The 25,301-nt window shown below is 61.2% G+C and carries 22 protein-coding genes; 6 read left to right on the forward strand and 16 right to left on the reverse strand.

Annotation, left to right across the window (positions count from 1 at the left end):
* Positions 1 to 104: 104 nt before the first annotated feature.
* Positions 105 to 1,547, reverse strand: coding sequence for a DUF1254 domain-containing protein (locus tag QZ409_RS04110; RefSeq protein ID WP_296707310.1), 1,443 nt, complete (start codon positions 1,545 to 1,547; stop codon positions 105 to 107).
* 104 nt (positions 1,548 to 1,651) lie between these two features.
* Entirely contained in the window at positions 1,652 to 4,228 is a 2,577-nt protein-coding gene (locus QZ409_RS04115; RefSeq protein ID WP_296707311.1) for an arylsulfatase, read from the reverse strand.
* A 404-nt stretch (positions 4,229 to 4,632) separates the two neighbouring features.
* On the opposite strand from QZ409_RS04115, the gene QZ409_RS04120 reads away from it, so the two are divergent.
* The 3 genes from QZ409_RS04120 to QZ409_RS04130 all read left to right on the forward strand — a co-directional run bounded on the left by QZ409_RS04120 (position 4,633) and on the right by QZ409_RS04130 (position 6,173).
* The gene (locus tag QZ409_RS04120; protein ID WP_296707312.1) at positions 4,633 to 5,499 is read left to right on the forward strand and encodes a xanthine dehydrogenase; all 867 of its coding nucleotides are present in this window, start codon (positions 4,633 to 4,635) and stop codon (positions 5,497 to 5,499) included.
* Between the two features lie 129 nt (positions 5,500 to 5,628).
* The gene (locus QZ409_RS04125; RefSeq protein WP_296707313.1) at positions 5,629 to 5,964 is read left to right on the forward strand and encodes a heavy metal-binding domain-containing protein; all 336 of its coding nucleotides are present in this window, start codon (positions 5,629 to 5,631) and stop codon (positions 5,962 to 5,964) included.
* Complete coding sequence (locus tag QZ409_RS04130; protein ID WP_296707314.1) at positions 5,961 to 6,173, forward strand: hypothetical protein; 213 nt, start codon at positions 5,961 to 5,963, stop codon at positions 6,171 to 6,173. The genes QZ409_RS04125 and QZ409_RS04130 overlap by 4 nt, the downstream gene beginning before the upstream one ends.
* 13 nt (positions 6,174 to 6,186) lie before the next feature.
* Here the strand turns inward: QZ409_RS04130 and QZ409_RS04135 are convergent, their stop codons facing one another.
* The 4 genes from QZ409_RS04135 to QZ409_RS04150 all read right to left on the reverse strand — a co-directional run bounded on the left by QZ409_RS04135 (position 6,187) and on the right by QZ409_RS04150 (position 9,713).
* Entirely contained in the window at positions 6,187 to 7,257 is a 1,071-nt protein-coding gene (locus QZ409_RS04135) for a DMT family transporter (protein ID WP_296707315.1), read from the reverse strand.
* 39 nt (positions 7,258 to 7,296) lie between these two features.
* Positions 7,297 to 7,608 carry a TraR/DksA C4-type zinc finger protein gene (locus tag QZ409_RS04140; RefSeq protein ID WP_296707316.1) on the reverse strand — a complete coding sequence of 104 codons (312 nt, stop codon included), beginning with the start codon at positions 7,606 to 7,608 and terminating at the stop codon, positions 7,297 to 7,299.
* A gap of 103 nt (positions 7,609 to 7,711) precedes the next feature.
* Entirely contained in the window at positions 7,712 to 8,302 is a 591-nt protein-coding gene (locus QZ409_RS04145; protein ID WP_296707317.1) for an NAD(P)H-dependent oxidoreductase, read from the reverse strand.
* 121 nt (positions 8,303 to 8,423) lie between these two features.
* Complete coding sequence (locus QZ409_RS04150; protein ID WP_296707318.1) at positions 8,424 to 9,713, reverse strand: MFS transporter; 1,290 nt, start codon at positions 9,711 to 9,713, stop codon at positions 8,424 to 8,426.
* Between the two features lie 480 nt (positions 9,714 to 10,193).
* Between QZ409_RS04150 and QZ409_RS04155 the strand changes: the two genes are divergently transcribed.
* Positions 10,194 to 10,715 carry a c-type cytochrome, methanol metabolism-related gene (locus tag QZ409_RS04155; protein WP_296707319.1) on the forward strand — a complete coding sequence of 174 codons (522 nt, stop codon included), beginning with the start codon at positions 10,194 to 10,196 and terminating at the stop codon, positions 10,713 to 10,715.
* A 43-nt stretch (positions 10,716 to 10,758) separates the two neighbouring features.
* Here the strand turns inward: QZ409_RS04155 and QZ409_RS04160 are convergent, their stop codons facing one another.
* The 3 genes from QZ409_RS04160 to QZ409_RS04170 all read right to left on the reverse strand — a co-directional run bounded on the left by QZ409_RS04160 (position 10,759) and on the right by QZ409_RS04170 (position 15,030).
* Positions 10,759 to 11,991: an alpha/beta hydrolase gene (locus QZ409_RS04160; RefSeq protein ID WP_296707320.1), complete on the reverse strand. Its 1,233-nt coding sequence runs from the start codon at positions 11,989 to 11,991 to the stop codon at positions 10,759 to 10,761.
* Positions 11,992 to 12,033: 42 nt separating this feature from the next.
* Positions 12,034 to 12,633 carry a hypothetical protein gene (locus QZ409_RS04165; RefSeq protein ID WP_296707321.1) on the reverse strand — a complete coding sequence of 200 codons (600 nt, stop codon included), beginning with the start codon at positions 12,631 to 12,633 and terminating at the stop codon, positions 12,034 to 12,036.
* Positions 12,634 to 12,963: 330 nt separating this feature from the next.
* Positions 12,964 to 15,030 (reverse strand): hypothetical protein, encoded by a 2,067-nt coding sequence (locus QZ409_RS04170; RefSeq protein WP_296707322.1) that lies wholly within the window; start codon positions 15,028 to 15,030, stop codon positions 12,964 to 12,966.
* A gap of 188 nt (positions 15,031 to 15,218) precedes the next feature.
* Here QZ409_RS04170 and QZ409_RS04175 point away from each other — a divergent pair, with 188 nt between their 5' ends.
* Complete coding sequence (locus QZ409_RS04175) at positions 15,219 to 15,710, forward strand: hypothetical protein (protein ID WP_296707323.1); 492 nt, start codon at positions 15,219 to 15,221, stop codon at positions 15,708 to 15,710.
* 81 nt (positions 15,711 to 15,791) lie between these two features.
* Here QZ409_RS04175 and QZ409_RS04180 read toward each other — a convergent pair whose 3' ends face one another.
* From QZ409_RS04180 to eat, 7 genes are all read right to left on the reverse strand, one after another.
* Positions 15,792 to 17,516 carry an amidohydrolase gene (locus QZ409_RS04180; protein ID WP_296707324.1) on the reverse strand — a complete coding sequence of 575 codons (1,725 nt, stop codon included), beginning with the start codon at positions 17,514 to 17,516 and terminating at the stop codon, positions 15,792 to 15,794.
* 133 nt (positions 17,517 to 17,649) lie between these two features.
* Complete coding sequence (locus tag QZ409_RS04185) at positions 17,650 to 17,967, reverse strand: multidrug efflux SMR transporter (protein WP_296707325.1); 318 nt, start codon at positions 17,965 to 17,967, stop codon at positions 17,650 to 17,652.
* 62 nt (positions 17,968 to 18,029) lie between these two features.
* Complete coding sequence (locus tag QZ409_RS04190; protein ID WP_296707326.1) at positions 18,030 to 18,884, reverse strand: hypothetical protein; 855 nt, start codon at positions 18,882 to 18,884, stop codon at positions 18,030 to 18,032.
* Between the two features lie 183 nt (positions 18,885 to 19,067).
* Positions 19,068 to 20,156, reverse strand: coding sequence for an AraC family transcriptional regulator (locus tag QZ409_RS04195; protein WP_296707327.1), 1,089 nt, complete (start codon positions 20,154 to 20,156; stop codon positions 19,068 to 19,070).
* Positions 20,157 to 20,488: 332 nt separating this feature from the next.
* Positions 20,489 to 21,304 carry an ethanolamine ammonia-lyase subunit EutC gene (eutC, locus tag QZ409_RS04200; protein WP_296707328.1) on the reverse strand — a complete coding sequence of 272 codons (816 nt, stop codon included), beginning with the start codon at positions 21,302 to 21,304 and terminating at the stop codon, positions 20,489 to 20,491.
* A 16-nt stretch (positions 21,305 to 21,320) separates the two neighbouring features.
* Positions 21,321 to 22,724 carry an ethanolamine ammonia-lyase subunit EutB gene (locus tag QZ409_RS04205; protein WP_296707329.1) on the reverse strand — a complete coding sequence of 468 codons (1,404 nt, stop codon included), beginning with the start codon at positions 22,722 to 22,724 and terminating at the stop codon, positions 21,321 to 21,323.
* A gap of 214 nt (positions 22,725 to 22,938) precedes the next feature.
* Positions 22,939 to 24,366, reverse strand: a complete 1,428-nt coding sequence (gene eat, locus QZ409_RS04210) for an ethanolamine permease (RefSeq protein ID WP_296707330.1) — start codon at positions 24,364 to 24,366, stop codon at positions 22,939 to 22,941.
* Positions 24,367 to 24,776: 410 nt separating this feature from the next.
* Here eat and QZ409_RS04215 point away from each other — a divergent pair, with 410 nt between their 5' ends.
* A complete protein-coding gene (locus tag QZ409_RS04215) occupies positions 24,777 to 25,019 on the forward strand; it encodes a BrnA antitoxin family protein (protein ID WP_296707331.1) in 243 nt (80 codons plus the stop codon).
* Positions 25,020 to 25,301 lie beyond the last annotated feature (282 nt).

Genomic DNA, 25,301 nt, shown 5'->3' on the forward strand with positions numbered 1-25,301 from the left:
AACCGCGCGAATGAAACGACCATCCGAGACAGGCGGGCGCCATTTCCCCCCGACGTGGCAAATTTACGACAAGCGGGAAGCGGCTTTTCGCGCTGGTGCACGCTTCATGAGACTTTCTTCACCACCGGCGGCTTCCATTCGCCCTTGCCGGGCGGAAGAATCGAGGGTTTTTCGGTCTTGGGCCAATAAAGCCGCATCACCAGATAAATCGGTCCGGCTGGCGCCGGAAGCCAGTTCGGCTCCTTGTCCGGCCCGGGCGATTGATTCTGAATATAGAGCGTCAGTGAGCCATCCGCGTTGCGCTTCATATTGGGCAGCATCGGCGAATTAATCAGGTAGCGGTCAATTGGATTCTGGATCAGGAGCTGGGTCTTGCCGTCATACATGGTGACGGACCAGAAGGCGTTGACCGGAGGCAAGCCGTCGGCGGCAAAAGTCAGCGTATAGGCGTGCGCGGCGCCGTCGAGCAGTTCGCCGTCGCCGTCCAGGCGGGTCATCGGATACATCGCCTCTTCGGCGTCATTGGCGTAGATTCCAGCCTTCGCCAATGCGGCGCGGGAGAGCCAGTCGCCATTGAAAAAGGCGGCGTCGCCGCCGGCCGCGCCGACGCGCCAGCCGTTCACATCGACGCCGCGCTTCGCCACGGCCCCATCTATCTTGCGGGCGCCCTGCTGCATGCCAAGCGCGATTTCGCGCTTCTGTTCGACCGTCATGTCATCGAAATTGAATTTCTTGCCGGGACCGATTCCGATCTGCGCCATTCTGGCGCGAATCTCCTCTTCATTGGGCGCGGGGGGAATGAATTGCAGGGCGAAATCGAGGAATTCGAAAAACAGTCCCCTGACGGAATCCTTGTCGATCTTCGGAAAATCGATCGGCGGCGCGGAGGGCGGCGCCGGCTGCTTCAAAAAGGCGGAGAGCGGCTGAACCTTGTAGCCAGACTGCACCTTGATGACATTGTCGATATCGGCGGCGTCGAACAGCTGAGTGCGGTAGATCGCGCCGCCGAGCTGGCTCCCGGATCGGAAAACCTTCTTGATCCCGGGCGGAATCTCGCCCTTCCAGTCAGGGCCGACCACAAGATAGTCGCCCGCTTCGCTTCCCGTCGTCCGCGAGCCGATATAGCCGAAATTATAGGTGCTGCCGTCGAACAGCTGCACGGAATAATAGCGCTTCGGATCGATGGCGGGCACGGACAGCACCAGCGGTTCCGTGCGCAAATCCATGAACAGCATCGAATAGGGCGTGTCGCTGTTCGGCGTGACGACTGCGGTATCCTTATAGGTGAAAACCTCGTGGGCGTTGGCGATCTCGTTGAACGGCGCCTTGAACTGGCTCGAACTCCGGTCGATCGCGATCTGATACATCACGGAGTAATTCATGACGATGGGCAGGCCGAAGATGAACGCTTCTTCCGCGATATCTCTGGCCGAGAGATCGCCGGGACGCGAAGCGTCGGTTTGCGCGCGGGCGCTCAATGGCGCGTAGGAGGCCGCGGCCAAAGCTGTGAAACCAGCGGATTTCAGTAAGTCGCGCTTGGATATCATGAGGCGTTCTCCCGTTTTCAGGAATCATTGCGGCGGCGCAAGGGCGCCGCCGCTTGTTCGCATTGTCAGACGCTGGGCGTGACGGCGTCGCTTTGGCCTATGCCTTATTTGGCGTCCTGGCCCGACGCCATGCCTTCCGCCAGCTTTTTCTTGTCGGCGTCGGTGAGGACCGGCGGCTCGACCGTGATGTTCAGCTTGTCGATCTTGCCGGTGAAGGCGAAGGGCGTCTGATAGTCGCGGTCGTCGATCGGCGTGCCGGATTTCGCGCCAATGTCGAAGGTTTCATCGATCGGCAGCATGATCGGGATCGTCTTATCAAGCGTCTGCGTCGCAACCACCTTACCGTCGACGCTGAGCGTTCCCGTGCCCGGACGTCCAAGGCCGCTGACATTGTTGAAGGCAAGGGTGGCGAAGCCCAGCCCGTCAAATTTGAAGTCGAAGACGAGCGTGTGCTTGCCCGGCGCTAGAACGTCCGGGCCTTCCCATTTCACGCGCTTGAGGTCGAGCAGGTTCCAGTTGAAGACCGGCTTGCCTTTCAGCAGATAGAGGCCATAGCCGCCGAAGCGGCCGCCTTCCGACACGATATTGCCTTCGGCGCCGCCTTGCGGGACATCGATTTCGGCCGTGATCGTATATGAGGTGTTCAGCAGGTTGGGCGCGGCATTGTCGACGATGCCGGTGACCGGGTTGCCTGAATAGTTGAAGACCTTGCGGCCGGCGGCGAGGCCTGGCCGCGGCGCCACCACGCGGGTGATGACGGAAGCGTCGAGCGGCAGCACCTGATATTTGGCGAATTCGCCAAACATCTGCTCGGTCATTTCCTTGACCTTTGCCGGGTTCTGGGCGGCGACGTCGGTGTTCTGGGTCCAGTCGTGGGCGACGTCATAAAGCTCGAACTGGAAGGAATTGGCCGGGTCGAGATTGACATTGCCGAAGCCCAGCACCCACGGCGGGCGTTTTGGCACGGCCGAAAGCATCCAGCCGTCGTTATAAAGGCCCTGCACGCCGAACATTTCAAAATATTGCGTCTTGTGCGGCGTGGCCGCGTCCGCATTGGCCTTGTCGAAAGTATAAGCCAGGCTGACGCCCTCGATAGGCTTCTGGGCGATGCCGTCCACCATGTTCGGCGCAGTGACGCCGGTTGCCTCCAGAATGGTCGGCACGACGTCGATCACATGGTGGAACTGCCAGCGGACGCCGCCCTTGTCCTTGATCCTGTTGGGCCAGGAAACGACCATGCCGTTGCGGGTGCCCCCGAAGAAGGACGGGATCTGCTTGGTCCACTTATACGGCGTGTCGAAGGTCCAGGCCCACGGCACGGCGAAATGCGGATAGGTCTGGTCCGTGCCCCAGGCGTCATAAAAATATTTCAGCTGGTCCGCGACGGGGATTTCGACGGCGTTGAACGTCATGATCTCGCTCGGCGTGCCATTCAGCCCGCCTTCGGCCGAAGCGCCATTGTCGCCATTGATGAAAATGATCAGCGTGTTGTCGAGCTTGCCGAGCCTTTCGATTTCTCCGATCACGCGGCCGATTTCATTGTCGGTATAAGCCAGATAGGCGGCATAGACCTCCGCCTGCCGGATATAGAGCTTCTTTTCGTCGGCGCTCAGCTCGTCCCAGTTCTTGAACATGTCATGCGGCCAGGCGGTCAGCTGCGCGTCCTGCGGAATCACGCCGAGCTTCTTCTGATTGGCGAAGATCTGCTCACGGACCTTGTTCCAGCCCTGGTCGAACAGGTGCATGTCGCCGATCTTCTTGGTCCATTCCGGGGTCGGATGATGCGGCGCATGGGTGGCGCCCGGCGCGAAATAGAGCATGAACGGCATCGAGGGATCGATGTCATTCAACTGGTCGACCCAGTGAATGGCGTCATCGGCCATGGCGGTGACGAGATTCCACTTCGGATTGCCCTGAAAGGGCTGGATCGCGGTCGTGTTGCGAAACAGGTTCGGCTGCCACTGGCTCGTGTCGCCGCCGACGAAACCGTAGAAATATTCGAAGCCCATGCCGCTCGGCCACTGGTCGAACGGGCCGGCCTGGCTGGCCTGATAGGTCGGCGTGTTGTGATTCTTGCCGAACCAGGAGGTGCGATAGCCGTTCTCCAGCAGGACGCGACCGATGGTGGCGCTGTCCTTCGGGATGATGGAATTATAGCCGGGGAAGCCGGTCGATTGTTCCGAAACCACGCCGAAGCCGACCGAGTGATGGTTACGGCCGGTGATTAGCGCCGCGCGGGTCGGCGAACACAGCGAGGTGGTGTGGAAATTGGTGTAGCGGAGGCCCTGCGCCGCGACTTTGTCGAGCGTCGGTGTCGGGATGACGCCGCCGAAGGTCGAGTTGGCGCCGAAGCCCTCGTCATCGATCAGAATCAGCAGAATATTCGGAGCGTCTTTCGGCGGCACGACGCGGGCAGGCCAATAGGGCTTGGATTGGGCGGCGTTGAGGCCGATCTGCCCGCCGAAATTCTGCGGAAAGGGGGGTAGCACATGGCCGTCGATCGTGGTCGTCGCATTGGGCGCGCCTGGCGAGCCGGTGATCTGCTGCGCCTGGGCGGCGCCTTCCGTCAGGCCGATGGCCAGAACCAGCGCGAATCCGAATCCTCCGAGCCGCAAGCCCGCGAGCGTCGTGGTCTTGCTTGGCGGTATAATTTCCGCGACCATCTGTCGGAACGCTATCATGGCGTCTTCCCTCAAAATTGTTCTTTGAACTCCCGGGATCTGGGTACGGGAAAAGAATTTGCCCGCACGACCCAGGGGGCAAACTTAGCAGGGGCAGCGCATCTGTCATCCGGATTTTCTTGGCAAAAACTTATTTTTTGTCGCAGCAAATGTTGCGGTTTTGCTGCGATTTCCGATGGTGGCGGCAGTTTGAGACCCATCGCGGGGCTCGGCGCTCAGGTCCAGCGCAAAGAATCGAAGCCCCGAATGCTTTGTCAGCTTTTGGCCCCAACCGTTCATGACGCGTCGCGTGTGCGACGCGCGCAACAGATAAAATAATTACATAACGATTTATACCTTCATTCCAAGCCGCACAAAGGCTGGCCTATGTATTGCATTCACATGTTGAGAGCATGAGGTCGCCCATGTCGAAAGCCGGTCAGAACCTTTTTTCGTTTCAAAGCCGCCGTCTCGCTGTCGTGATGGGGACGAATGAAATCGCTTCGGCTGTCGCGGTCGCGCTGATCCGGGCCGGCTATCCGACGGTCATGAGCCATGATCCGTATCCGCCCGTCATCCGGCGCGGCATGGCCTTCCACGATGCGCTCTTTGACGATTACATCGAACTCGGCGGCATTGTCGGGCGGCGCGCGGAAAGCCTGCTCGAAATCGCTTCGGTCCTCGCGCGCAAGAAAAGCGTGGCGGTGTCGCCGCTCTCGCTTACCGATTTGCTGGCCCTGCGCGTGGCCGACGTCCTGATCGACGCGCGGATGCAGAAGCACCGCGTCACGCCGGATTTTCGTGGCCTGGCGCGGATCACGGTCGGGCTGGGGCCGAAATTCGTCGTCGGCGCCAATTGCGACATAGCGGTCGAGACCCGGCCGGCGCGCACGGGCGCGCTTGTCGAGACCGGAGCGACGGAAGAGCCGGACGGCGAGGCGCGCCAGCTTGGCGGCGTGGGCCGCGAACGCTTCGTCTATTCCGGCCGCACGGGCGTCTGGCGTACGCCGGTCGATATCGGCATGTGGGTTCCCAAGGGCTTTCTGATCGGGCGCCACGAGGGGGCTCCCGTCCTTGCGCCGCTCGACGGCCATGTGCGCGGCGTGGCGCGGGATTCGGCTTTCGCGCCCGAGGGCGTGAAACTGCTCGAAATCGATCCGCGCGGCCGCGCCGAGGGCTGCAGGGGCGCCGACGAGCGCGGGCGGATGATCGCCGCCGCGACCCTGAAGGCGGTCAAGCTGGAATCCGCCCGGCGCGAAGCCCTGGCGGAGGCGGGGGCGGGAACTCGCTGACAGGCGTGGGGCGTTCCAATATTTCTTCAAAGGGATTGCAGGCCTACGTCCGGGCGCGGTGGAACCGAAAATCAACCCTATTGCCCTAACAAGACCTCTTACGGCGCCATTGCCGTCGGGAGAGCTATGATGCTGCCGAATAGTGTGACGACCGCGCTGGAGCTGCCGGGTTACCGCGTGGTCCGAAATATCGGGATTGTGCGCGGAATCACGGTCCGCTCGCGCTCCGTCGTTGGAAATATCGCCGGCGCGTTCCAGATATTCTTTGGCGGAAGTATCTCGGTCTACACCAATCTCTGCGAGCGCACCCGCACGGAAGCCTATGAAATGATGTGCGAACACGCCGATGCGGTCGGCGCCAACGCGATTCTGATGATGCGCTATGACGCCAATGAAATCCTGAGCGGCGTCACTGAAGTCATCTGTTACGGGACGGCCGTGGTCGTCGAAGAGGAGCAGACATGAACTGGACGGTTCCCGCCGGTTTTGGCCTTTTCCTGATCGGCGCGATCGTGGCGCTGATTCAGCTCTGGCTCCGGGTTCTCGATCCCGAAACCTTCGTGAAGGCGATGATCACGCTCGGCGTGCTGCTGGCTCTCATCCTGGCCTGGGGCCTCGTCCTGCGCGAGCGGCGCGATGCGGCGAGGCTGAAGGACAAGAGCCGGCTCGATTAGCCTCAAGCACACGTCACGAATGGTCGTGGCGGTGATGCAGGTCCGGATAATGCGGATGGGAATGCGCCAGCCGTCTGTGCCGATGACGATGGGAATGCGGTTCGACCACGTCTTCGCCGTCATGGCTGTGCTGGTGGTGCTCGTCATGCACATGGCTGTGCTCGTGATCCAGCGGTTCGTGGGCGTGCTGGTGTTCATGCCGTTCGGCGAGATGCAGCCACACGCCGAGGCCCATCAAGGCGCCGGCGACGAGCAGGCTCGGCGTCGCCGGTTCGCGCAGCAGCGCGATGGCGGCGACGGCGCCGATGAAGGGGGCGAGGGAGAAATAGGCGCCGGCGCGCGCGGTCCCCAGATGGCGCAGCGCCAGAATGAACAGCACGAGGCTGACGCCCACGCCGAAAAAGCCGAGGGTAGCGGCGGCGGCCACCGGGACGGGGCCGGGGAGGTCGGCGCCGCGCGCGAGCGCAATGACGCAATTGACCGAACCCGCCGCAAGCCCCTTGATCGCGGCAATCGCCACCGGGTCGGCCGAAGATAATTTGCGCGTGAGATTATTGTCGACGCCCCAGGCGAGGCAGGCGCCGGCGATCAGCACCGCGCCTTTGTCCAGCGACACGCCCGCGCCGTTCCATGACAGCACGGCCGCCCCGGCCAGGATCGCCATGGCCCCGGCGAAAAGCCGAGCGTCGACATTCTCGCGAAAGACCAGCCAGGCGATTGCCATGGTCGCCAGCCCTTCGAGATTGAGCAGCAGCGAGCCATTGGCGGCGCTGGTCGATTGCAGGCCCGCCATCAGCAGCAGCGGGCCGATCAGTCCGCCCGCGATGACGACCGCCGCGAGCCACGGCAGATCGGGCCGTCGCAAGGGCGCCTCGGCGCCGGGCAGGCCGATCGCGCGCCGCCCGAAATTGACCGCCGCAAGGCCGAGGCCCGCGCCGAGATAAAGCACGCCCGCCAGCAATTGCGGATCGAACCGGTCAAGCAGAAGCTTGCTGAGCGGCGCCGTCAGGCCGAACAGCAAGGCGGAGCCGAAGGCGAACGCCGCCCCCGGCAGAAGTTGGGATTGAAAAGGAAGGCCAGACATGACGCCTTCTACCACGGCGCCCGTGGCGGCAGCCAAATTTCACGCCGCGCAGGAGATGCACTTAATTGCCGTCGGCAATGCTTTCAGGCGTTTCGGGTCGATGGGTTCGCCGCATTGCGCGCAGACGCCATAGCTTCCTTCAGCGATCCGATTCAGTGCATCGCGGATCTGGCGAATCTCCTCAAGCTTGGACTTCTCGATGCCTTCAAGCGCGTCCTGGTCCTCAAGCTTGGTCGCCTGTTCTTCCCAGTTTGCGGGCAGCCCGCTGCGCAATTCGCTGTCGATCTCGGCGACATTGCCCATCAGTTCCGCCAGACGACGCTGAAGCGCCTTTTCGATGTCCTTGCTCATTTCTTTCCCCAGTCGCATTTCCGATGGCTTTCCGGTCCTTCTTAACCTGACTCCAGGATTGCCGCCATTCGCAATGGAGAGAGGGGCAGGGGCAGACGCCCCCTCAATAGGGGGGCGGGCGCAGCGCCCGCTGCGCTTTGGCTGCGTCGGCCCACCAGGCGAGGTCGTCCGCGAACCTTGGGAACGCCTGTTCCAGAGCCTTTCCCGCAGGGCCCGACGGGGCGCCGTCCGCGTCCAGGGTCTGTACGATCGGACCGACCGCCAGGGCGCTCGAAATCACCACCATGCCCATTTCGGACAGACTATTATGCCAGGCAAAGCTCGACCGCGCTCCCGAAAGACGACCAGCCGAATAGCTGGCGATTGCTGCGGGGCGCCAGAACCATTCTTCAAGAAAATGATCGGTCAGGTTCTTCAGACCCGGCTGCACACCCCAGTTATATTCGCCGACGACGAAGACGAAGGCGTCCGCGCCGCGAATTTTCGACGCCAGAGCTTCCATGGCGGGCGGAGCCGAACCTGACGGATATTCCTTGTACATCCGGTCCAGCATGGGAAGGCCGACAGCCTTTGCGTCAATAAGTTCGGCAGCGTCGCCGCGCGCGCGAAGCCCTGCGACAATGAAGTCCGCCAGTCGGATGCCCATCCGGTCCGACCGATAGGAACCGTAAAAAACGAGGATCTTGTGAGCCATCTTTCGCCTCGCCTCTAATACCTAAGGCAACTTCGATGATTGCCAAATGGTTCAGATCAATGAGACGCCTTCCATAGAAGTCCATATCGAAGCGATGGAAAGCGGCCATGCTTTGGAGCGATCAAGCGGGATCCTGACGTTCCGGCGCCGCCGATCCGGGCGAATGCGGCAGGAAGGCCGCAAGCGTCAAGCCAATGCATACCGCAACCGCAGCAATGATCACGCCGGGGATTTCGGCGGCGCCCGTCTGTCGTTGCAAGGTTTGGACGACATAGGGCGCTGCTCCGCCGAACAAGGCCGTCGCAGTGGTGGCGCCCAGGGCTAGACCGGTCAGACGCACCGCCCCGGAGAATTGTTCGGCGGTCGCCGTCGCGCCGACCGCGCTGACGCCGCCGCCAAGCGCGGCCAGAATGGCGACGCCTGCTATCGCAGCCTCGGTGGAGCCGCTAGCGATGAGACGAAACATCGCGACCGGAAGAATGACGCAGGCGAGACAAAGGCCCAGCAAGACCGGTTTGCGCCCGACGAGATCGGAAAGCCATCCAAACCAGGGCGTCACCGCAATGACGACCACCGCCGCGATACTGGAAAATTCCAGCGCCTGAGCCTCATTGCCCCGTCCGGCCGTCGCGAGAAAAGAGGGGACATAGGTAATGCCGATGTAATAGGTCACCGATCCCAGAGCGGAAATGGCGAAGCCGAGCGCAACGCCGCGACCTTCGTTGCGCAGGACTTGGATGAGAGGCCGGATCGTGCTGGCGGCGCCGACCGGCGGCTCCATAAAAAGCGGCGTTTCCACAATCATGTTGCGCGCGACAAAGACGGCGCCCGCCAGCACCCCGCCGAACAGGAATGGAAGCCTCCATCCCCATGCGTCGAGCTGCGCAACATCGAGCTTGCGCGCCAGGACCGCGCAGAAGCCGACAGCCAACAATCCGCCAATCTCGCTCGCCGCCGCCGCAAGGGACGTGACAAGACCTCTTAGATGAGATGGCGCGCTTTCAAAGAGATAGGCGACCACGGCGGTATATTCGCCTCCGACGCTGAAACCCATAAGGCAACGCATCAGGATCAGTCCCGCTCCCGCGATGGAGCCGACCTGGGCGTGGGTTGGCAACAAGGCGAGGCACAGCATCGTCAGAGTCATCGCCGCCATCGACATGAGCAGCGTCGGCCTTCGGCCGTACCGGTCGCCGAACAGTCCAAACAGGATGGCGCCGAACGGCCGCATCAAATAGGCGATGGCGAAACCGGCCAGCGTTTTGCCCAGAGCCATCTCATCCTGGCCAAAGAACACGCGCGACAAGGTTGGCGCGAAATAGAGGCAGAGCGTAAAATCATACCACTCGACCACGGTGGAAAGGCCCACGGCCAACATGGAGACGGCGCGGCGCGGGCCGGCGGCGGTCATGCGCCATCCTTGGCCAATCGCGGGCCGTTCAGTCGCCAATCCTGATGAGGTTCAAAAAATTCGCTAGTCGTGCGCGATTGGACGCAGGGAGACGCGTGACCGCTTTTGAGAAAAACGAACTGCCCGTTCATCGACCTGCCATTAGCATCCCTGATCGCTGATTGCGCGATCCGATAGCCAGGATAGTTCCGCCAAGCGTCGCCCGTCCATCCACGCTTCAATCCTTCTTATTTTCCAGCTGTTTGTGGAAAGATAGTGCCGCCGCGTCAATCGGGACCTGGTGGGCGGCCTGCCGGTCGTCAGGTTTCCCGGAAAGGTGGCGGTTGGGCGGCTTTCTCGCGCTGCAGCTTGTAAGGCGTTGGCGTCCAGCTATAAATTGAAGTTCGGCGAAGCGGCGCGAAACAATACATATTGGGCGCAACGTCGGCGTTCTTGCATTCGCCAATGCCGACCTGACTCGATTGAAATGGGAGCGCTTCGATGAGGACTTCCGCGTTATTGCGCTGGCTGCTCACGGCGGGCGCCATTTTCGGAGCGAGCGCCGCCCATGCGGATGGGGCCGGTAGCCCGACGCCGGCGACTTCAACCAATGGCGAATATTTCGATAAGCAGGGAAATCCCACATACAAGATCGAGAAAGACGGCACGGTGGATTGGTATACTTACATCGGCTACACGATGTATGGCGCCAATTGCTTGCAATGCCATGGTCCCGATGCGCTCGGATCGAGCTATGCGCCTTCGCTGGTCGATGCTTTGAAGTCGTTGAATACGTCGGACGCGATGGGAATTATTATCGGCGGGAAGAAAAATATCAGTAGTTCCCAGGAACTGGTGATGCCCTCCTTCGGCCTCAACAAGAACGTCATGTGTTACATCGACGCAATCTATATCTATTTGAGGGCGCGTTCCGACGGTGCGCTTGGCAGGGGTTGGCCAGACAAATTTGAGGCCAGGCCGGCGAATTACGAAAAAAGCCTGAATTCCTGCCTGGGCGGTTAATTCCGTCACACATCCGTCAAGCCGCGCGCCTGTATCGGCATCCTCATTGGGGACCGCTTGACCCGATCTGCCGCACCGATTGATTGAACTGGTTAAGCTGGTCGCCGAAACCATTCCGCGTTTCCGGGTCGACGATGGCGACCGGGGCGGAAAGGACCAGTCCGGCGGCGTTCCCGACCGAACCCGCGGCGCCCGCCGTCACCTGCATCATCCGGGCGCCGACGCCCACGCGCTGGTCGGTCAGCGTCTGCCCCGCCGCGATCCTGCGGCCGATCAATTCGACGACACGCGGATCTTCCGCGAACTTGCCGTGATTGAAAAAATCATGTGAGGGCAATCGGGTCATGTTGACGACCGACAATTGCTCTTGTTCGATCTTGCTCTTGTACGGCTCGACATTGGGATCGATGGCCCCCAGTCGCGGTGCCTCCCAAAGGTCCCGCGACGCCGCCAGCGCGCGGTCGTTTTCGGACACGAACAGCACGATGTGCGGGCGTTGGGGGCCGAGCGTGGCGAATTGTTGCCACGCGATATCAACATCGACATCGGCGTCCGCCAGCATGACCAGCCTGATCTTGGGGGCGACGCGGCCGTCGCGGATCGCCATCTGCCGCAGCGCTTCGAGCGTCACCCAATTGCCCATCGAATGGGCGAGGACACTGATCTTTTTGACCTCGGGGTTCTTGTCTAAATCCCGCAACAAGGCTTCAAGCGCGTCGCGCGAATAATTGGCGCTGTCGCGATCGTAATTATACGCGGAAATCTTGCCTTTCGACGGCCAAGTGAACAGAACCGGCGCCACGTCGGGGCTGGCTCCGGAATCATGCAGAATCTGCGCGAAGCGATAGACCGCGTCTTCGTAACGGTTGTTGAAGCCGTGCACGAAGACCAGCGCCTGCTTCTCGCGGGACTGGTCGACCAGGCGCGAGAACGAGGCCTTGGCCTGGTCCATCGTGATGATCTCGGATTTGAGGGTCACGAAGTCCGTTTCAGGATTGCCGGGCGGCTGACGCGGCCACTCGACTTCGCCGATCTTGCGGTTGGCGTCGGGCGGGATCGAAACCACCATGTCGGCGAAGGAAACCTCCGGCGCCCGACCGCCGCCGAACAGAAAGGCGCGCGACTCCGCCTTGGTCCGCGTTGTCGCGACGACCATTTCGACGTGGCTCGTCCCCGGCGCATGAGCGGCTGACGGGACGGGGACGAGAAAGCCTTCGGAGCTGGCGCAGCCCGAAAGTCCCAAGGCGACGATGATCGCAAAGCCTAATCCACGCAAAACCGTCCCCGCTTTCAATAAATTCCGGCTACTCCCGGTCCGTTAGAAGATGAAAGTCACTTGTGTACGCAATTGCCAGTCGGCGCCGAGATCCGGCCGGATAACATTGTAATAGGCGCCAACCATCAGATTGACCGGCAGCTTGCCGATCTTGATCACGCGGCCCACGCCGCCGCCCACCGGAACCGTCCATTTGGTTCCCTGCGTCTCCCAGTTGGCCGTGACGATCGGGGAGCTGGTGACATACCAGCCGGCGCCGAAATTATAGTTCACGAAGGGCTGGGTCAGGAAATTGTTATAGCTCGTGCCGAAGCGCCCGCTGGTTCCGCCGAGCGACCAGACGTTATTGACCAGCACGCCCGCGACCCACGGTCCCTTCATATAGACGAGGACGCCGGTCGCTCCGCCGCCCCAGACGCTGGAGCCGAGCAGGGGCGAACTGGCAGTCGGGATCTGGACGACAGGGCCGACGCCCCAGAGCCAGCCGTCGGTCGGATTGCGCGGCGACAGGAAGGCCGAGAAGGTCGTGGCGCTCGTGCCGAAGTCCTTGCTCGGCAGCGGCGACATGTCGGGATTCCAGACCAAAGGCAGGATGGTGCGGGTGATGATGTTCCAGTTGTCGCTGATGTGAAACGGAATCACCGGCTGGATATTAAGAATTTCCTGCGTGCCGTTATGTGGCCCGACGCCGAAATTGGTGTTGCCCTGGAAGGGGAAACTGTAGAGATCGCCGATCGGATTCTGCAGTTTCTTGGCGAGGTCGGATGCGCTGTCGCCGCCGCTCGCATCGGCAGGCCTGTCCGCGGACGCCTGCTGGGCCTGCGCGGGGGCAAGACCGACGAGCGCCGTGGTGGTCAGGAAGGCCCGCCAGCAGCGCCGGCGTCTTGAGAGAGATCATCGGGGTGCGCCTTGGCTTGCGATCGGCCCTTTGTGGGCGATCGTTAAATGAACGATAGGGCAGGTCTTCGAAAATCACCACGGCTGCGCCGGTCCGATTTGCGGCGACTTCACCGGTTTGGCCATGCCATAGAAGATCACGACACCCTGGCCGCCGCAGCGGGTGGACAGAGCCTCGTTGGGCTTGAAGGCCACGCAGCTGTCGATATCCTGCCAGTTGTTCATCGCCCAGACGTTGCCGGCAGGATCAACAGCAATGTCGGTCTGCATCTGCAAGCCGCCGCCGACATAGCCACCGGGCGGTGCAATCTGATCGCCCGTTTTGAAGCCGGGAGGGCAGGTTTCGGTGCGGACGCCGCACAGCTGCACGATCGGACTGCTCGGCATCGCGAAGTTGGAGACCCAGACGTTGTCGTCGCCATCGACGGCGGCGGCCCATGGCCCAGGCAGACCGCCGCCGGTGAAGGGCGAGCCCGCATAAGCCGAACCGTCGGGCCGAAGCAGCGCGACGCTGCCGCCGAAACGGCCGCCCTTCTGCTTGGACATCGTTTCGGTCAGGTAGTCGGAAGCCGCCTCCACGCCTTTGAGTTTCAGTCGAATGCCCATATCGACCAGATGCATCATGCCCAGCAGCCCGCTGCCGAACCGTTCCGTGACCCAGACATTGCCCTTGCTGTCGATGGCGAGGCCGCTGCTGTTGAAGCCGACCTTGAAGTTCTCGACCTTGGTCGGATCGGACGCAGGAAAACGGGTGACGTGGTCGACGCCGCTGTTGGACACCCAGATTCGGTCCTGCTGGTCAACCCCGAGGTGGAACGGCGCCATGAACGACTTGCACGGCTCGGCCGAGTCGGCTTCGCAAACGATCCGGCCTTTGGTCCAGTCGCCTTTGGGAAAGTGAACCAATTGCCGCTTTTCGATCCCCAGCACCCAGACATCGCCACTCGTCGTGACGATGACGCCCTGCATCAGTCCGAGACGCCCGTCGAAAGTGATGCCCTCGGCGGGCGTCAAAGGCTTGCCGTTCTTGTCGAACACTGTGATCGACTTGCTGCCGTAACTTGTGAGCCAGGCATTGTCGTGGGAATCGACCGCGGCGCCGAAGGTGCCTCCCTCCATGCCGCCGCCCGTGAAGCCGGTGGTCTTTGGCGAAAGCGGGCGGCCATTCGGAGCGAATTTGGAGGCGTGACCCTGCCACAGCGAATCCTGGCCCTGCCAGCCGACGGAGAAGTTGTCGCCGACCCAAAGGTTGCCCTCACTGTCGAACATCGCCTTGCCGCCGGCGCGATAGCCGCCGCCGTCGAATTTCAGCGGCAGCACCCAGGCGCTGGGCGGGTAGTTCAAATAGGGCATGAAAGGAACCGGCCGTAGGTTCTTGCCTTGCGGAACGGGGTAAAATGAATCGAGAAGCGCAAAAAGACGTTCGGGTTGGCGCCAAGGATAACGCGCAATCGATTGCGCGGCGGTCAGCATGTCGACGGGAGCCGCGCCTTTGGGCGGCGTCGCCGCCGCGAAGAGCTGAGTGCAGGCGTCGGCCGTTGCACGGCTGGCGCAGCCGGCCAGCACGTCAGCCAATGTGGCGAAATTGGCCATGGTCGGGGTCTGGCCGCTGTTGAGCGGGTCCTGGATGGCCTCCCCCCATCCGCCGCTTTGTAGATCGACGAAATTGGGCACATTGCCGGCGGCGATGCGCAAGCCGAGGGCGTGGCCTTTGATCTCGGCGCCCTCGATGAACTGCGCGTGGGTCCACACCGAGGCCACAGTGGTCATTTCGTTGATCGCCACCTGGGCCGGCGGCTTGTTCCCCAAAACCGTCAGAAGGGCGATCGCCGGATTGTCGCCGTCGATCTTGTCGGCGGCCGAATGCCCGCCCTTGGCGACGAGATAGAGCGAGGCGTCCGGGCCGGGCGCATTGGCCGATGCGAAGGAGAAATGTCCGTCGCCATCAGTGCGCGCCTGCGCCAGCTGCTGCGGCGCGCCGGCGCCCGCCGCCCAGAGCGTCACCGTGGAATTGGCGACCGGCTGGCCGCCGCCAAAGACGCGCCCGTCGAGAGCGTCGGCCGCAGCCGCATTGGCGGCCAAGCCAATCATGCCGGTCGTCAAAAGGATCGCGGCCAGTTTTGCGTTGTCGACCTTCCGCATCCTTGCTCCCCTCTTGAAAAAAACAACGTCCGTCGTGGACGGCATTTATGATCTTGTCCCTTCATCCGTCCAAGCTTCAGACGGCTGGGTTGGGACGCTAACATTGAAAAAAATTTTCAGGTTGCACAATTTTGGGCAATTAATGGACTTCACCGCAAGATTTCATGGCGATCATAAGGGATTTTGACTTGGATCAAGAAGAGGGGATGCGCATTCTGACGGGTCGCGGCTGGCTCAGCGCGACCTCGGTCGATTTTCAGCGTGCTATCTTGTCGTTTTGCCGCCGGGATCGCCTCGAAGCCGGCGCCCCGATTCAGGAAGGCGGCGAGGAAATTGGCGAATTGCTCGGACTTGCGAGTGGCGTCGCTGAAATGAGGAAGATCCTCGGCCCGGCGGACACGCCCATCATGCATTTCGCGCATCCGGTTTTCTGGTTTGGTTATGTCCCGATCATCTTTGGTAAGCCACGGCGCATCACCGGCGCAGCCAAGACGACGGTTTGGACCTCCATCTCCATCATTCGCTCGGCGGCAAAGCCGATGAAGAGCGGCGGCCGCAGGCGTGACCAGTTGGACGCGGACTGGAAGGTGTTGAGATCGGGGAAGTTCTGGCCGATCAGCTGCATGCGCGCCGGCATCCGGTCCCCGACAATGCCGAGCGGCGCGTCAACGATCGGATAGCGATTGAGGAGGTTCCATGGCCATCTCAGCGCGTATGCGCCTGCAAGTTTTGAGGGGATGCGTTTCGGCCATCGCACGGTCTCAGGCGTGCTGCTCGTGTACAAACTTTCCGTTCATCACGGTCATCAGAACCTTCGTCTTGTGGATGTCCTGTGGCGCGACCTCGAACAGGTTTTTTTCAAGCACGACGAGATCGGCAAGTTTGCCAACCTTGATCGATCCGACCTCGCGCTCCATCCGAACCTGATGTGCGGCGGCTAGTGTATTGGCTTTCAGGGCAGCTTCGAGCGAGAGCGCCTCGTTGATTGGCGAAAGTTGCGGGCCTTGGGGCTTGTCGAGCTCGCGCCGGGTAGTTGCAATCTCGATCGCGTCGAGGGGGCGGTAGGTGCTGTAATAGCCCGCCGCCGGCCAGTCCGTGCCGAGCGAGACAATGCCGCTATGGTCGAGGATCGACTTCACGCTATACAGCGCGTCGCTACGGGCTGCGCCCCAACGGGCGCGCGTGATGTCCCGCCATTGCTGGTCAGGCGCCGCCCACTGAGCCGAGAACTGCGCGACGATCCCGAGCTTTCCGAACCTCGGGACGTCCTGCGGGTCGATCAGGATCAGGTGCGCCAACGCATTCCGGCGATTGCGGGGCGGGTTCGCCTTGATCGCCGCTTCGAACGCATCGAGCGACAGCCGCGTGCTTCGGTCGCCATAGGAATGGATGTGGATATCAACCCCCTCCCGATCGGCGCGCCTGATAATGTCGGCGAACAGCTCGGGCGGCAGCAGGGTGTCTCCGCTCGTCGCAGGGTTGTCCGAGTAGGGCGCGAGCATGGCGGCCGTGTACTGCGCGTCGCCGCCGTCGATGTTCAGCTTCAGCACAGAAGCCTTTACCAGCTCGGACTGGAACTCCCGGCGCAAAGCCTGAATCACCGGCACGGGATCGATCGCCGGGTTGTTGTGGTAATAGGATCCGATCACCCGGAACGGCAACTTTCCGTCCCGCTCGGCCTTTGCATATATGTTGAAGCCTTCCGTCTCCGGTAAGATCTGCATGCCGGCGTCGAAAACGGTGGTAATGCCGGCAGCCGAGGCTCGCGGAAGCCATTCCGCAAGGGATTCGGCGACATAATTCGCGCTGAACGGTTCGATGGCGTTGTTGACCTGGATGATGGCCGGAACTTCAACGAGATAGCCCGTCGGCTCGCGTGTCGTCGGATCGCGCGCGAAGTAGCTGAAGCCGGGCAGGGGGTCCTTCGTGTCCTTCGTAACGCCCGCGAGCGCCAAAGCCTGCGAATTGACCCAGGCGCTATGTCCGTCGATAGCGAGCAGGATGACCGGAACGTCGGGCCAGATCGCGTCCAGATCCTCCTTGCGCGGGCCGGTCGCCGGGAAGGCGAAGTACCGCCAGCCGAAGCCGCGGACGACATCAACCTTGCCGACCGAATCGCGATAGGCCCTGAGCGAGGCGAGAATTTCCTCGCGGCTATTCATTTGCAGATCTGCGCCGCGGGTGAGGGTGGCCCCGATGAGCGGATGGATGTGTCCTTCGACGAAGCCGGGCAGCAGCATCTTGCCCGCGAGATCCACGACGCGCGTTTCAGGCCCGATGAAGCTTTGAACGCCGGACTCGTCGCCGACAAACGCGATGCGTTTGCCCTTGATCGCGACGGCGCGCGCCCACGGCTTGTCGTCGTCGACCGTGTAGACCGGGCCATTCCTGAAAACAATGTCGGCGCTCGGATCCGCTGCGGCGACCGCCTCCGCAACGAACGACGGCGTAGCGGAGGCCGCGGCTGCCGAGGCCGCGAAGACCACGCTGCGTTTGAGCGCGTTGCGTCGCGTTAGTCCGGTGGGTTCCGATGTCGATGCGTTGGGGAAGTATTGGCGGAATTTCGCCCAGTGACAACCGATGCACATGACCGCTTCTCCTTGCGTCCGATCCGGACGCTCAATGCGAGAGTTTCAGGGTGACGACGCCGGCAAGGATGAGCCCGACGCCGAAAAACCGGCCCAGGCTGACGGCGTCGCCGTAAAACAGGATCCCGAACAGAAACGTCCCCGCCGCGCCGATGCCCGTCCACACCGCATAGGACGTGCCCATGGGGATTTCTCGTTGCGCCAGCCAGAGGAGATAGCCGCTCCCGAACATGAACATCAGCGCGACGATCACACCGATCAGGCGCTGTCCTTCGACCTGCGCCATCTTCAGGCCGACCGGCCAGCCGATCTCGAGGAGCCCGGCGGACATAAGATAGATCCAGGACAAGGAATTCTCCCATTGAATGGCGCGGATGCGATGACGGCCTGCGGCCCTCACCGTTTGTCGCATCAGAAGATGAACGTAAGTTGGGTGCTCAATTGCCAATGCGCGCCGACATCCGGTTTGACGACGTTGTAATAAGCGCTGACCGACAGATCGACCGGCTGATCGCCGATATGGAAGACGCGGCCCGCCCCGCCGCCGATCGGCACGGTCCATTTGGTTCCCTGAAACTGCCAGTTCGCCGTGACATTCGGACTGGAGGAGAGATACCAGCCGTCGTCGAGGTTGTAGGCGACGAAGGGATTGAGGAGGAAAGTGCTGTAGCCGCTGCCGGATGGTCCGCGCGTCCCGCCGAGCGACCAGATGTTGTTGAACAGCGCGCCAGTGACCCAGGGGCCGGTCGAATAGACGATCGCCGCGCTGGGGCCTCCGCCCCAGACGCTCGAACCGAGCGTTGTGCTGCTGATCGTCGGGAACTGCACCACGGGGCCCACGCCCCAGAGCCAGCCGTTGATGTCATGACGAGGCGCGAGGAAGGCGGTGAAGGATGTCGGGCCTGTGCCGACCGGCACGGTCGGAATTGGCGAGGCGTCCGGGTTCCACACGACCGGCAGGATCGTTCGGGTGATGACGTTCCAGTCGTCGCTCACGTGGAAGGGGAGCACCGGCTGCGCTTGAAGAACGTTTTGCGTCCCGCCGCGCGGTCCATAGCCGCAGTTCACCTTGTTCTGCAGCGGCACGCTGATGAGGTCGCCGACCGGGTTCTGGATTTGCTTGGCGAGATCGCTGCTGCTCTCGGACTTCGCATTGTCGCCGATCAGGCGTTCGGCGGCGGCGCAGGATGGCGCTGAAGCGCCCGCGACGACCAAAGAGAGCAGGCCGGCTGCCACCTTCAAAGTAAAATGGCCGCATTTCAGCATTGAACGATCTCAATTCCAGACCGTTTGCTTCTATGGTTTTCAGGCAATGATTGAATTGATCCAAGTCAACCGCTAAGAAACATCGTATGGGTAGGGTGTTTTTTCAGTAAAGACATGGCGAGCCAGTTGAATTCAAATTCGATCAATGAAAACAGCGGCGCCACCCGCTCAATACGGAACGACTCACGAGGCTACGAAGGTCATTTGAGGGGCATGGCCTGACGAACCGACAAGGTGGAGCCGCACCCTGCGCGGGCTCGCTCCATACCATTTGTTGAAAGCGCGGGTGAAGGCCGAATTCTCCGAATAACCCAACATGTAGGCGATCTCAGTCAACGGAAGCTGCCGCTGCGCGATATAGGAGCGCGCCAGGCCGCGGCGCGTTTCTTCAAGCAGAGCGGAAAATGAGGTTCCCTCCTCGGCCAGTCGACGCTGGAGGGTCCAGCGATGCATGCCGATCGCTTCGGAAAGATCCTCTACGCCGATGCGGTTGGTCGCCAGTAATTGCCGGATTTCGCCCTTGACACGGTTGATAAACCTTGGCGCGCCAATTGATCCCGTCAACCGCAAAAGTTCCTGCGTGCGCAACGCCAGAGCCGTTCGATCCGCCTGCGGCATCGAGGCGGCCAATTTCGCATTCTTGAAAATGATCGCATTTTGCTGCTGCGACCAGTGGATCTCGGCGTCGAAGATTGTTTCGTGCTGCTTCCAGTAGGCCGGCCGCGGATGCTCGAACAGGACGATGTCGGGCGTCCAGCGCGCCCCGAGGCAGGTTCGCAGAATATTGACGAACATGCCCATCGTAAGCTCGGCGTCCTGCCGGCGGTCAATCACCGATCCATCGAGAATTCGATAGCTGAGCAGCCAGCGGTCGCCCCACGGAACGAAGCGGGTCTCGGTCGCTTGCTGATGCCAAGGAAACCAGAGCGCCAAATGTTCGAGGGCGGAGCCGAGGGTTGGCGCCGCCAGGATGATCTCGCCAATCAGGCCGAGCATCTCCGGACGGTAGCCACGGCCGTAGAGGAGGCCGAAATTATCCTGCCCTGTCTCTCGCGCGGCATTTTCGAGCATCGTGACATAGGTCGCAAGATCCAGTGATGCGCGCGTGTCATTGATCGCCGAGGAATCGAGACCCGTGATTTCAAAAATTTTCTCGGGCTCGCCGCCCTGCGCCGCGATGAACGATCCGATGCCAGTCGCCGCGCCGGCGAGGATCTTTCGGCCCAGCGCCGCCTCCTGCGGCGACGGATCGAAGAATGACGAGCGAGACATAGCCACACTTTTCGGGTCCGCAGCGCGCTTCATGAATTCACGAAAGCAGTGATTTCGCAATGACGGCTAAGACTTAACCTGACAAAGCTAGGCACGTGACACTATTGCGTCAACTCACAAATAACGGCGCAGGGCCGACTGAGTTCACGGCCGCGAATCGGCGCGGCGAGGCGGCGTTCAGCTTCGGCGTAGAGAGTCGTGTCAGACCCGACAGAACCGTATCCGAGCCGTAAGCTTAGGTTTTCACGCGAATTCGCTCGGCATATGTTCAATTTTTCATGAGAAACGACATCCAATTTCCTTGAACCGAAGGTCCCCGAAGCAAAAACGGCCTAATCCGGATCCCGATCGCCGATCAGGAAATTCTTTCGCGTCTGTGGGACGTCGGCCTGCAACGCCGCCACGTCGGCCTCGTCCTTGAGATCGACCCCGGAAAGCTTTCGCCGCCGCGCCTCAGTCAGCAGGAAGAGCAGCCGGCGCGCAGCGATAGGGAAGCTCTGGCCCTCCGGCCGCACATTTGAAATGCAATTGCGGGCGACGTCGGTGAGACCGACGCGCGGCGCATAGGTCAGGTAAAGGCCAAGGCTGTCCGGTGCGCTGAGACCTGGCCGTTCACCGATCAAGATGACCACCATTTCGGCGCCCAGCAGGGCGCCGATTTCGTCGCCGATCGCCACCCGTCCCTGTTCGACGACGCAGACCGGCGCCATGCGCCAATTCATCTCCACCAGGCTTGGCCGCACTGCCTCGAGCATGCCGATGGCGTGCTGATTGACAGCAAAGGCGGAAAGACCGTCCGCGATGATGAAAGCAATGTCGAAACCATGCGCGCCCTTTTCCGCAAGATTGGCGAGTTTGCCACGCGAGGCTTCGTCGAGGCGCCGGCCAAGGTCGGGGCGCTGCAAATAGGTCGTCCGGTCATGCGCCGCGCTCTTAAGTTCGATCGCCGGATAGCCGGCAGCTTCGAGCCTCGCAACGATACCGTCTCTGTCCATCGGCAGATGCACGGCATCGCGCGCACGCGCATGAGCGAACTGAAAATCGAGCGACGCCTTCGTCGGAATGCTCACGCCGGCGCGACCAAGCGCGATGCGCGCCTGCGTGAACCGGCGAAGTTTCGCCCAGGGGTTCGTATCGACAAGTTTCATGATGCAAGCTCCCCTCTCAGGCGATGCGCGCCAAAGCAGCGCCGAACGCTGGCGAAAGATCCTCGCGCGGGCGAAGGCGCTCGGCGCCGTCGATGATGCGCCGGTCGAAGACGCCCATGCGAAGAAGCCAATCCTCGAATTCGGGCGCCATGCGAAGGCCGAGCGTTTCGCGCGCGTAAAGCGCGTCATGGAAGGACGTCGTCTGATAATTCAACATGACGTCGTCGGAACCAGGAATGCCCATGATGAAGGTGCAGCCCGCGGCGGGAAGCAAGGTCAGGAGCATATCCATGTCGTCCTGGTCAGCCTCGGCGTGGTTCGTATAGCAAATGTCACAACCCATCGGCAGGCCAAGCAGCTTGCCGCAGAAATGATCCTCGAGCCCTGCGCGAATGATCTGCTTGCCGTTGTAAAGATATTCGGGCCCGATGAAGCCAACGACCGTGTTGACGAGCAGCGGCTTGAATTTGCGTGCGACGGCGTATGCGCGCGCCTCGCAGGTTTGCTGGTCGATCCCATGATGCGCATTGGCCGAAAGCGCCGAGCCCTGTCCTGTCTCGAAATACATCACATTGTCTCCGACCGTGCCGCGCTTCAACGCGAGCGCCGCCTCGCGGCCCTCCCGCAGAATGGCGAGATTGACGCCGAAGCTGTCGTTCGCGGCTTGCGTGCCGGCGATCGACTGAAAGACGAGATCGACGGGGCGGCCGCGATTGATCGCCTCGATCGAGGTTGTGACATGGGTCAGAACGCAGGACTGCGTCGGGATTTCATATTTGTGGATGATGCCGTCGAGCATATCCAGCAGGGCGCAGACGGCGGGCACGCTGTCGGTCGCGGGATTGATGCCGATCACGGCGTCGCCGCTACCATAGAGCAATCCGTCGAGAATACTCGCCGCGACGCCGGTCGGATCATCGGTCGGATGATTTGGCTGCAACCGCGTCGAGAGACGCCCTGGAAGTCCGATCGTGTCGCGAAACCGCGTCACGACGCGACATTTGCGCGCCACGAGAATGAGGTCCTGCACGCGCATGATTTTCGAAACGGCCGCCGCCATTTCGGGCGTTATCCCCGGCGCCAGCTTTTCCAGCGCCGAAGCGTCTGCCAGCGGGCCGAGCAGAAAATTGCGAAATTCGCCGACGGTGAGACTTGCAATCGGCTCGAATGCGGCGGCGTCATGCTCGTCGATGATCAGCCGCGTGACTTCGTCCTCCTCGTAAGGGATCAGCGCGTCGTTCAGGAAATGCTTGAGCGGAACGTCCGCGAGCGCCAATTGCGCCGCGGCGCGCTCACTGTCGTCCCCAGCGGCGACGCCCGCAAGATAATCGCCAGAACGCGCCGGGCTCGCCTTGGCGAGCAGCGTCTTGAGGTCTGGAAAGCTGAAACTTCGATTCCCGATCATGTGATTATAGGACATCAATCGCCTCCCGGCCGCTTCAACTGGCGGCCCTTTCATTGGCAAAGCCTGGGCGCGACGCGCGCGGACCTGACGCATAGGTTGGGTTGAAGCATTTCTGGACGCCGCGCGCGCGGCCGGTCATTTCGAAAATCATCGAGTGCGCGTTCAGGCTGTGCTCACGCCCCAACGCATTTTCCGGGCTGGAGAGCCGGGGCTCTCCAGCCCGGAGTTTTTATATTTTCTCGGCCGCGAGTTCCTCGGTCGATTCGATGAGATCGTCGAGCGGCGATTCTTCGCGCCGTTTAGCTGTCGTTAGGAAATAGCCATAGCCGATCGCGAGCAACGCCACGAAGATGCCGAAGACCAGCAGGTTGTAATAGATCATCGCGATCAAGCAGATCGTCGCCGCGAAGAGAGCGAAAGCCGGAAAGAACGGATAGAATGGCGCGCGGAAAGGCCTGTCCATATTAGGCTCGCTCCGGCGCAGCTTGAACAGGCTCGCCATGCTGGTCATGTACATGACGATCGCGCCGAAGACCGACATCGTGACGATATTGGCGGTGAGCGGCTGGCCGCCGATGACGATAAGATCGTCGCTGAAAATGGCGAGAATGCCGATCACGCCGCCAGCGAGAATTGCGATCCATGGCGTCTTGAAGCGCGGATGAATCGTCGCAAGTACGCGTGGCAGATAGCCGGCTCGGGCGAGCGCGAAGATCTGCCGCGAATAGCCGAGGATGATGCCATGGAAAGAGGCGACAAGGCCAAAGAGACCAAGAGCCACCAGCATGTGCAGCCAACCGCTTTTTTCGCCAACGATGAATTTCATCGCTTGGGGCAGGGGATCGTTGATGTTCGAAAGCTTGGTCCAGTCGCCCGCCGCGCCGGCGAAAAGCATGACGCCAATAGCCAGTACGAGAAGCGTCAGAATGCCGGTGATGTAAGCGATCGGGATTGAGCGCTTCGGATCCTTCGCTTCTTCCGCCGCCATGGCGACGCCTTCGATCGCGAGGAAAAACCAGATCGCGAAAGGGATCGCGGCGAACATGCCGCCGAAAGAAGCTATGCTGAAGTGATCCTCACCCGACCAGCCGCCCTTGACGAAATTGGCAATGGAAAAGCCGGGGCTGACGACGCCCATGAAGACCAGCAATTCGAAGATCGCCAGAATGGTGACGACAAGCTCGAACGTCGCGGCTATGGCGACCCCGACAATATTGAGCGACATGAAAACGAGATAGGCGCCGAGGGCGGCTATTTTCGGATCGAGCCCGGGAAACTGCACGTTGAGATAGGCGCCGATGGCGAGCGCGATCGCCGGCGGCGCGAATACGAATTCGACGAGCGTTGCGGCGCCGGCCAGATAACCGCCTGTCGGGCCGAAGGCGTGACGCGCGTAGGCAAAGGGGCCGCCGGCGTGCGGAATCGAAGTCGTAAGCTCCGTAAAGCTGAAAATGAAAGTCGTATACATGGCAGCGACGAAGAGGGCCGTGATGGTAAAGCCGAGTGTGCCGGCGCTCGCCCAGCCGTAGCTCCAACCGAAATACTCGCCCGAAATGACAAGTCCGACCGCGATCGCCCAAAGTTGAAGGGTTGTCAGACTTTGATTGAGTTCGTGGTGCGTGACTGCTCCCACATGATGGCCATGCGCCTCTTCCATTTTAGCCTCCCTGGCTGATCCTTAAGCGCTTTCGCTTTGGTTGAATCGACGGAAGATTAATGATCGCGAAGTGCGGCGACTTGACATTTCGTCACAAACAAGCGGCTCAATTTGTTTTTTTTCGATGTTCGGAATTTTCGAGACGGCTTCATGCTCGCAGCTCTGCGGAAGCACAAGTTTCTCTCACGGGAGATCGACGTCGTCGATGTTGAAGTTCACTTGCACCGTCCGGGCTTTTCATTTCGGCGTCAATACATTGTCGCCCCATCGGCCCGACGGGAGGTCAAGAGCCTCGCCGATCCTCCGTCCCGCGATGACGGCAAAACTGGCCGCGTACCTTCGCCGGACTCCCATTGATTTTAGGGGCTTGGCCAAGCAGTATCGGTTAGAAGATCAATGGAAGAATTCGCATGACGAGACCACCGAACCGGTATCGACCGACCGACGCCTTATCCGTAGCCGAAGCTGTGTTCAAACCAGCGACGCCACCAGCGGCTGAGCCCGTCCGCGCGCAAAGAAAAGGTGGCGTTCCGGTCTCTAAAGAATTGGTGTCGATCAAGCTCGACAGCGATCTGATTGCGCATTTTCAAGAAGATGGGCCGGGTTGGCAGGAGCGAATCAACGATGCGCTACGGCGGGCAACGGGCTTGTAATCCGGCAAGCTCTCAAAGGTGTTCTCTCGCCGGTTGACTTGCGGAAAACCAACGGCGGCATTCCGCCGATTCTGTTGAAAAACTCGAAAAATTGGGCGCCTCAAAACTCCCGCCAATTTCGTTGGCGAATGTCTCTTCGCATTCAATGGCGTCTAGAAATGGGTGCGGTGGTTTTCAGCGGATTTTTCGTCAAACCTACTGGTCCCCCACATCTTTTTTATACTGCCGGCTCAACGGGGCTGCAAATTGAGATGAGCGGCCAAAAAAGAGTTTTTCAACAGA

Source organism: Rhodoblastus sp. (assembly GCF_019449565.1).
Taxonomy (GTDB): Bacteria; Pseudomonadota; Alphaproteobacteria; order Rhizobiales; family Beijerinckiaceae; genus Rhodoblastus.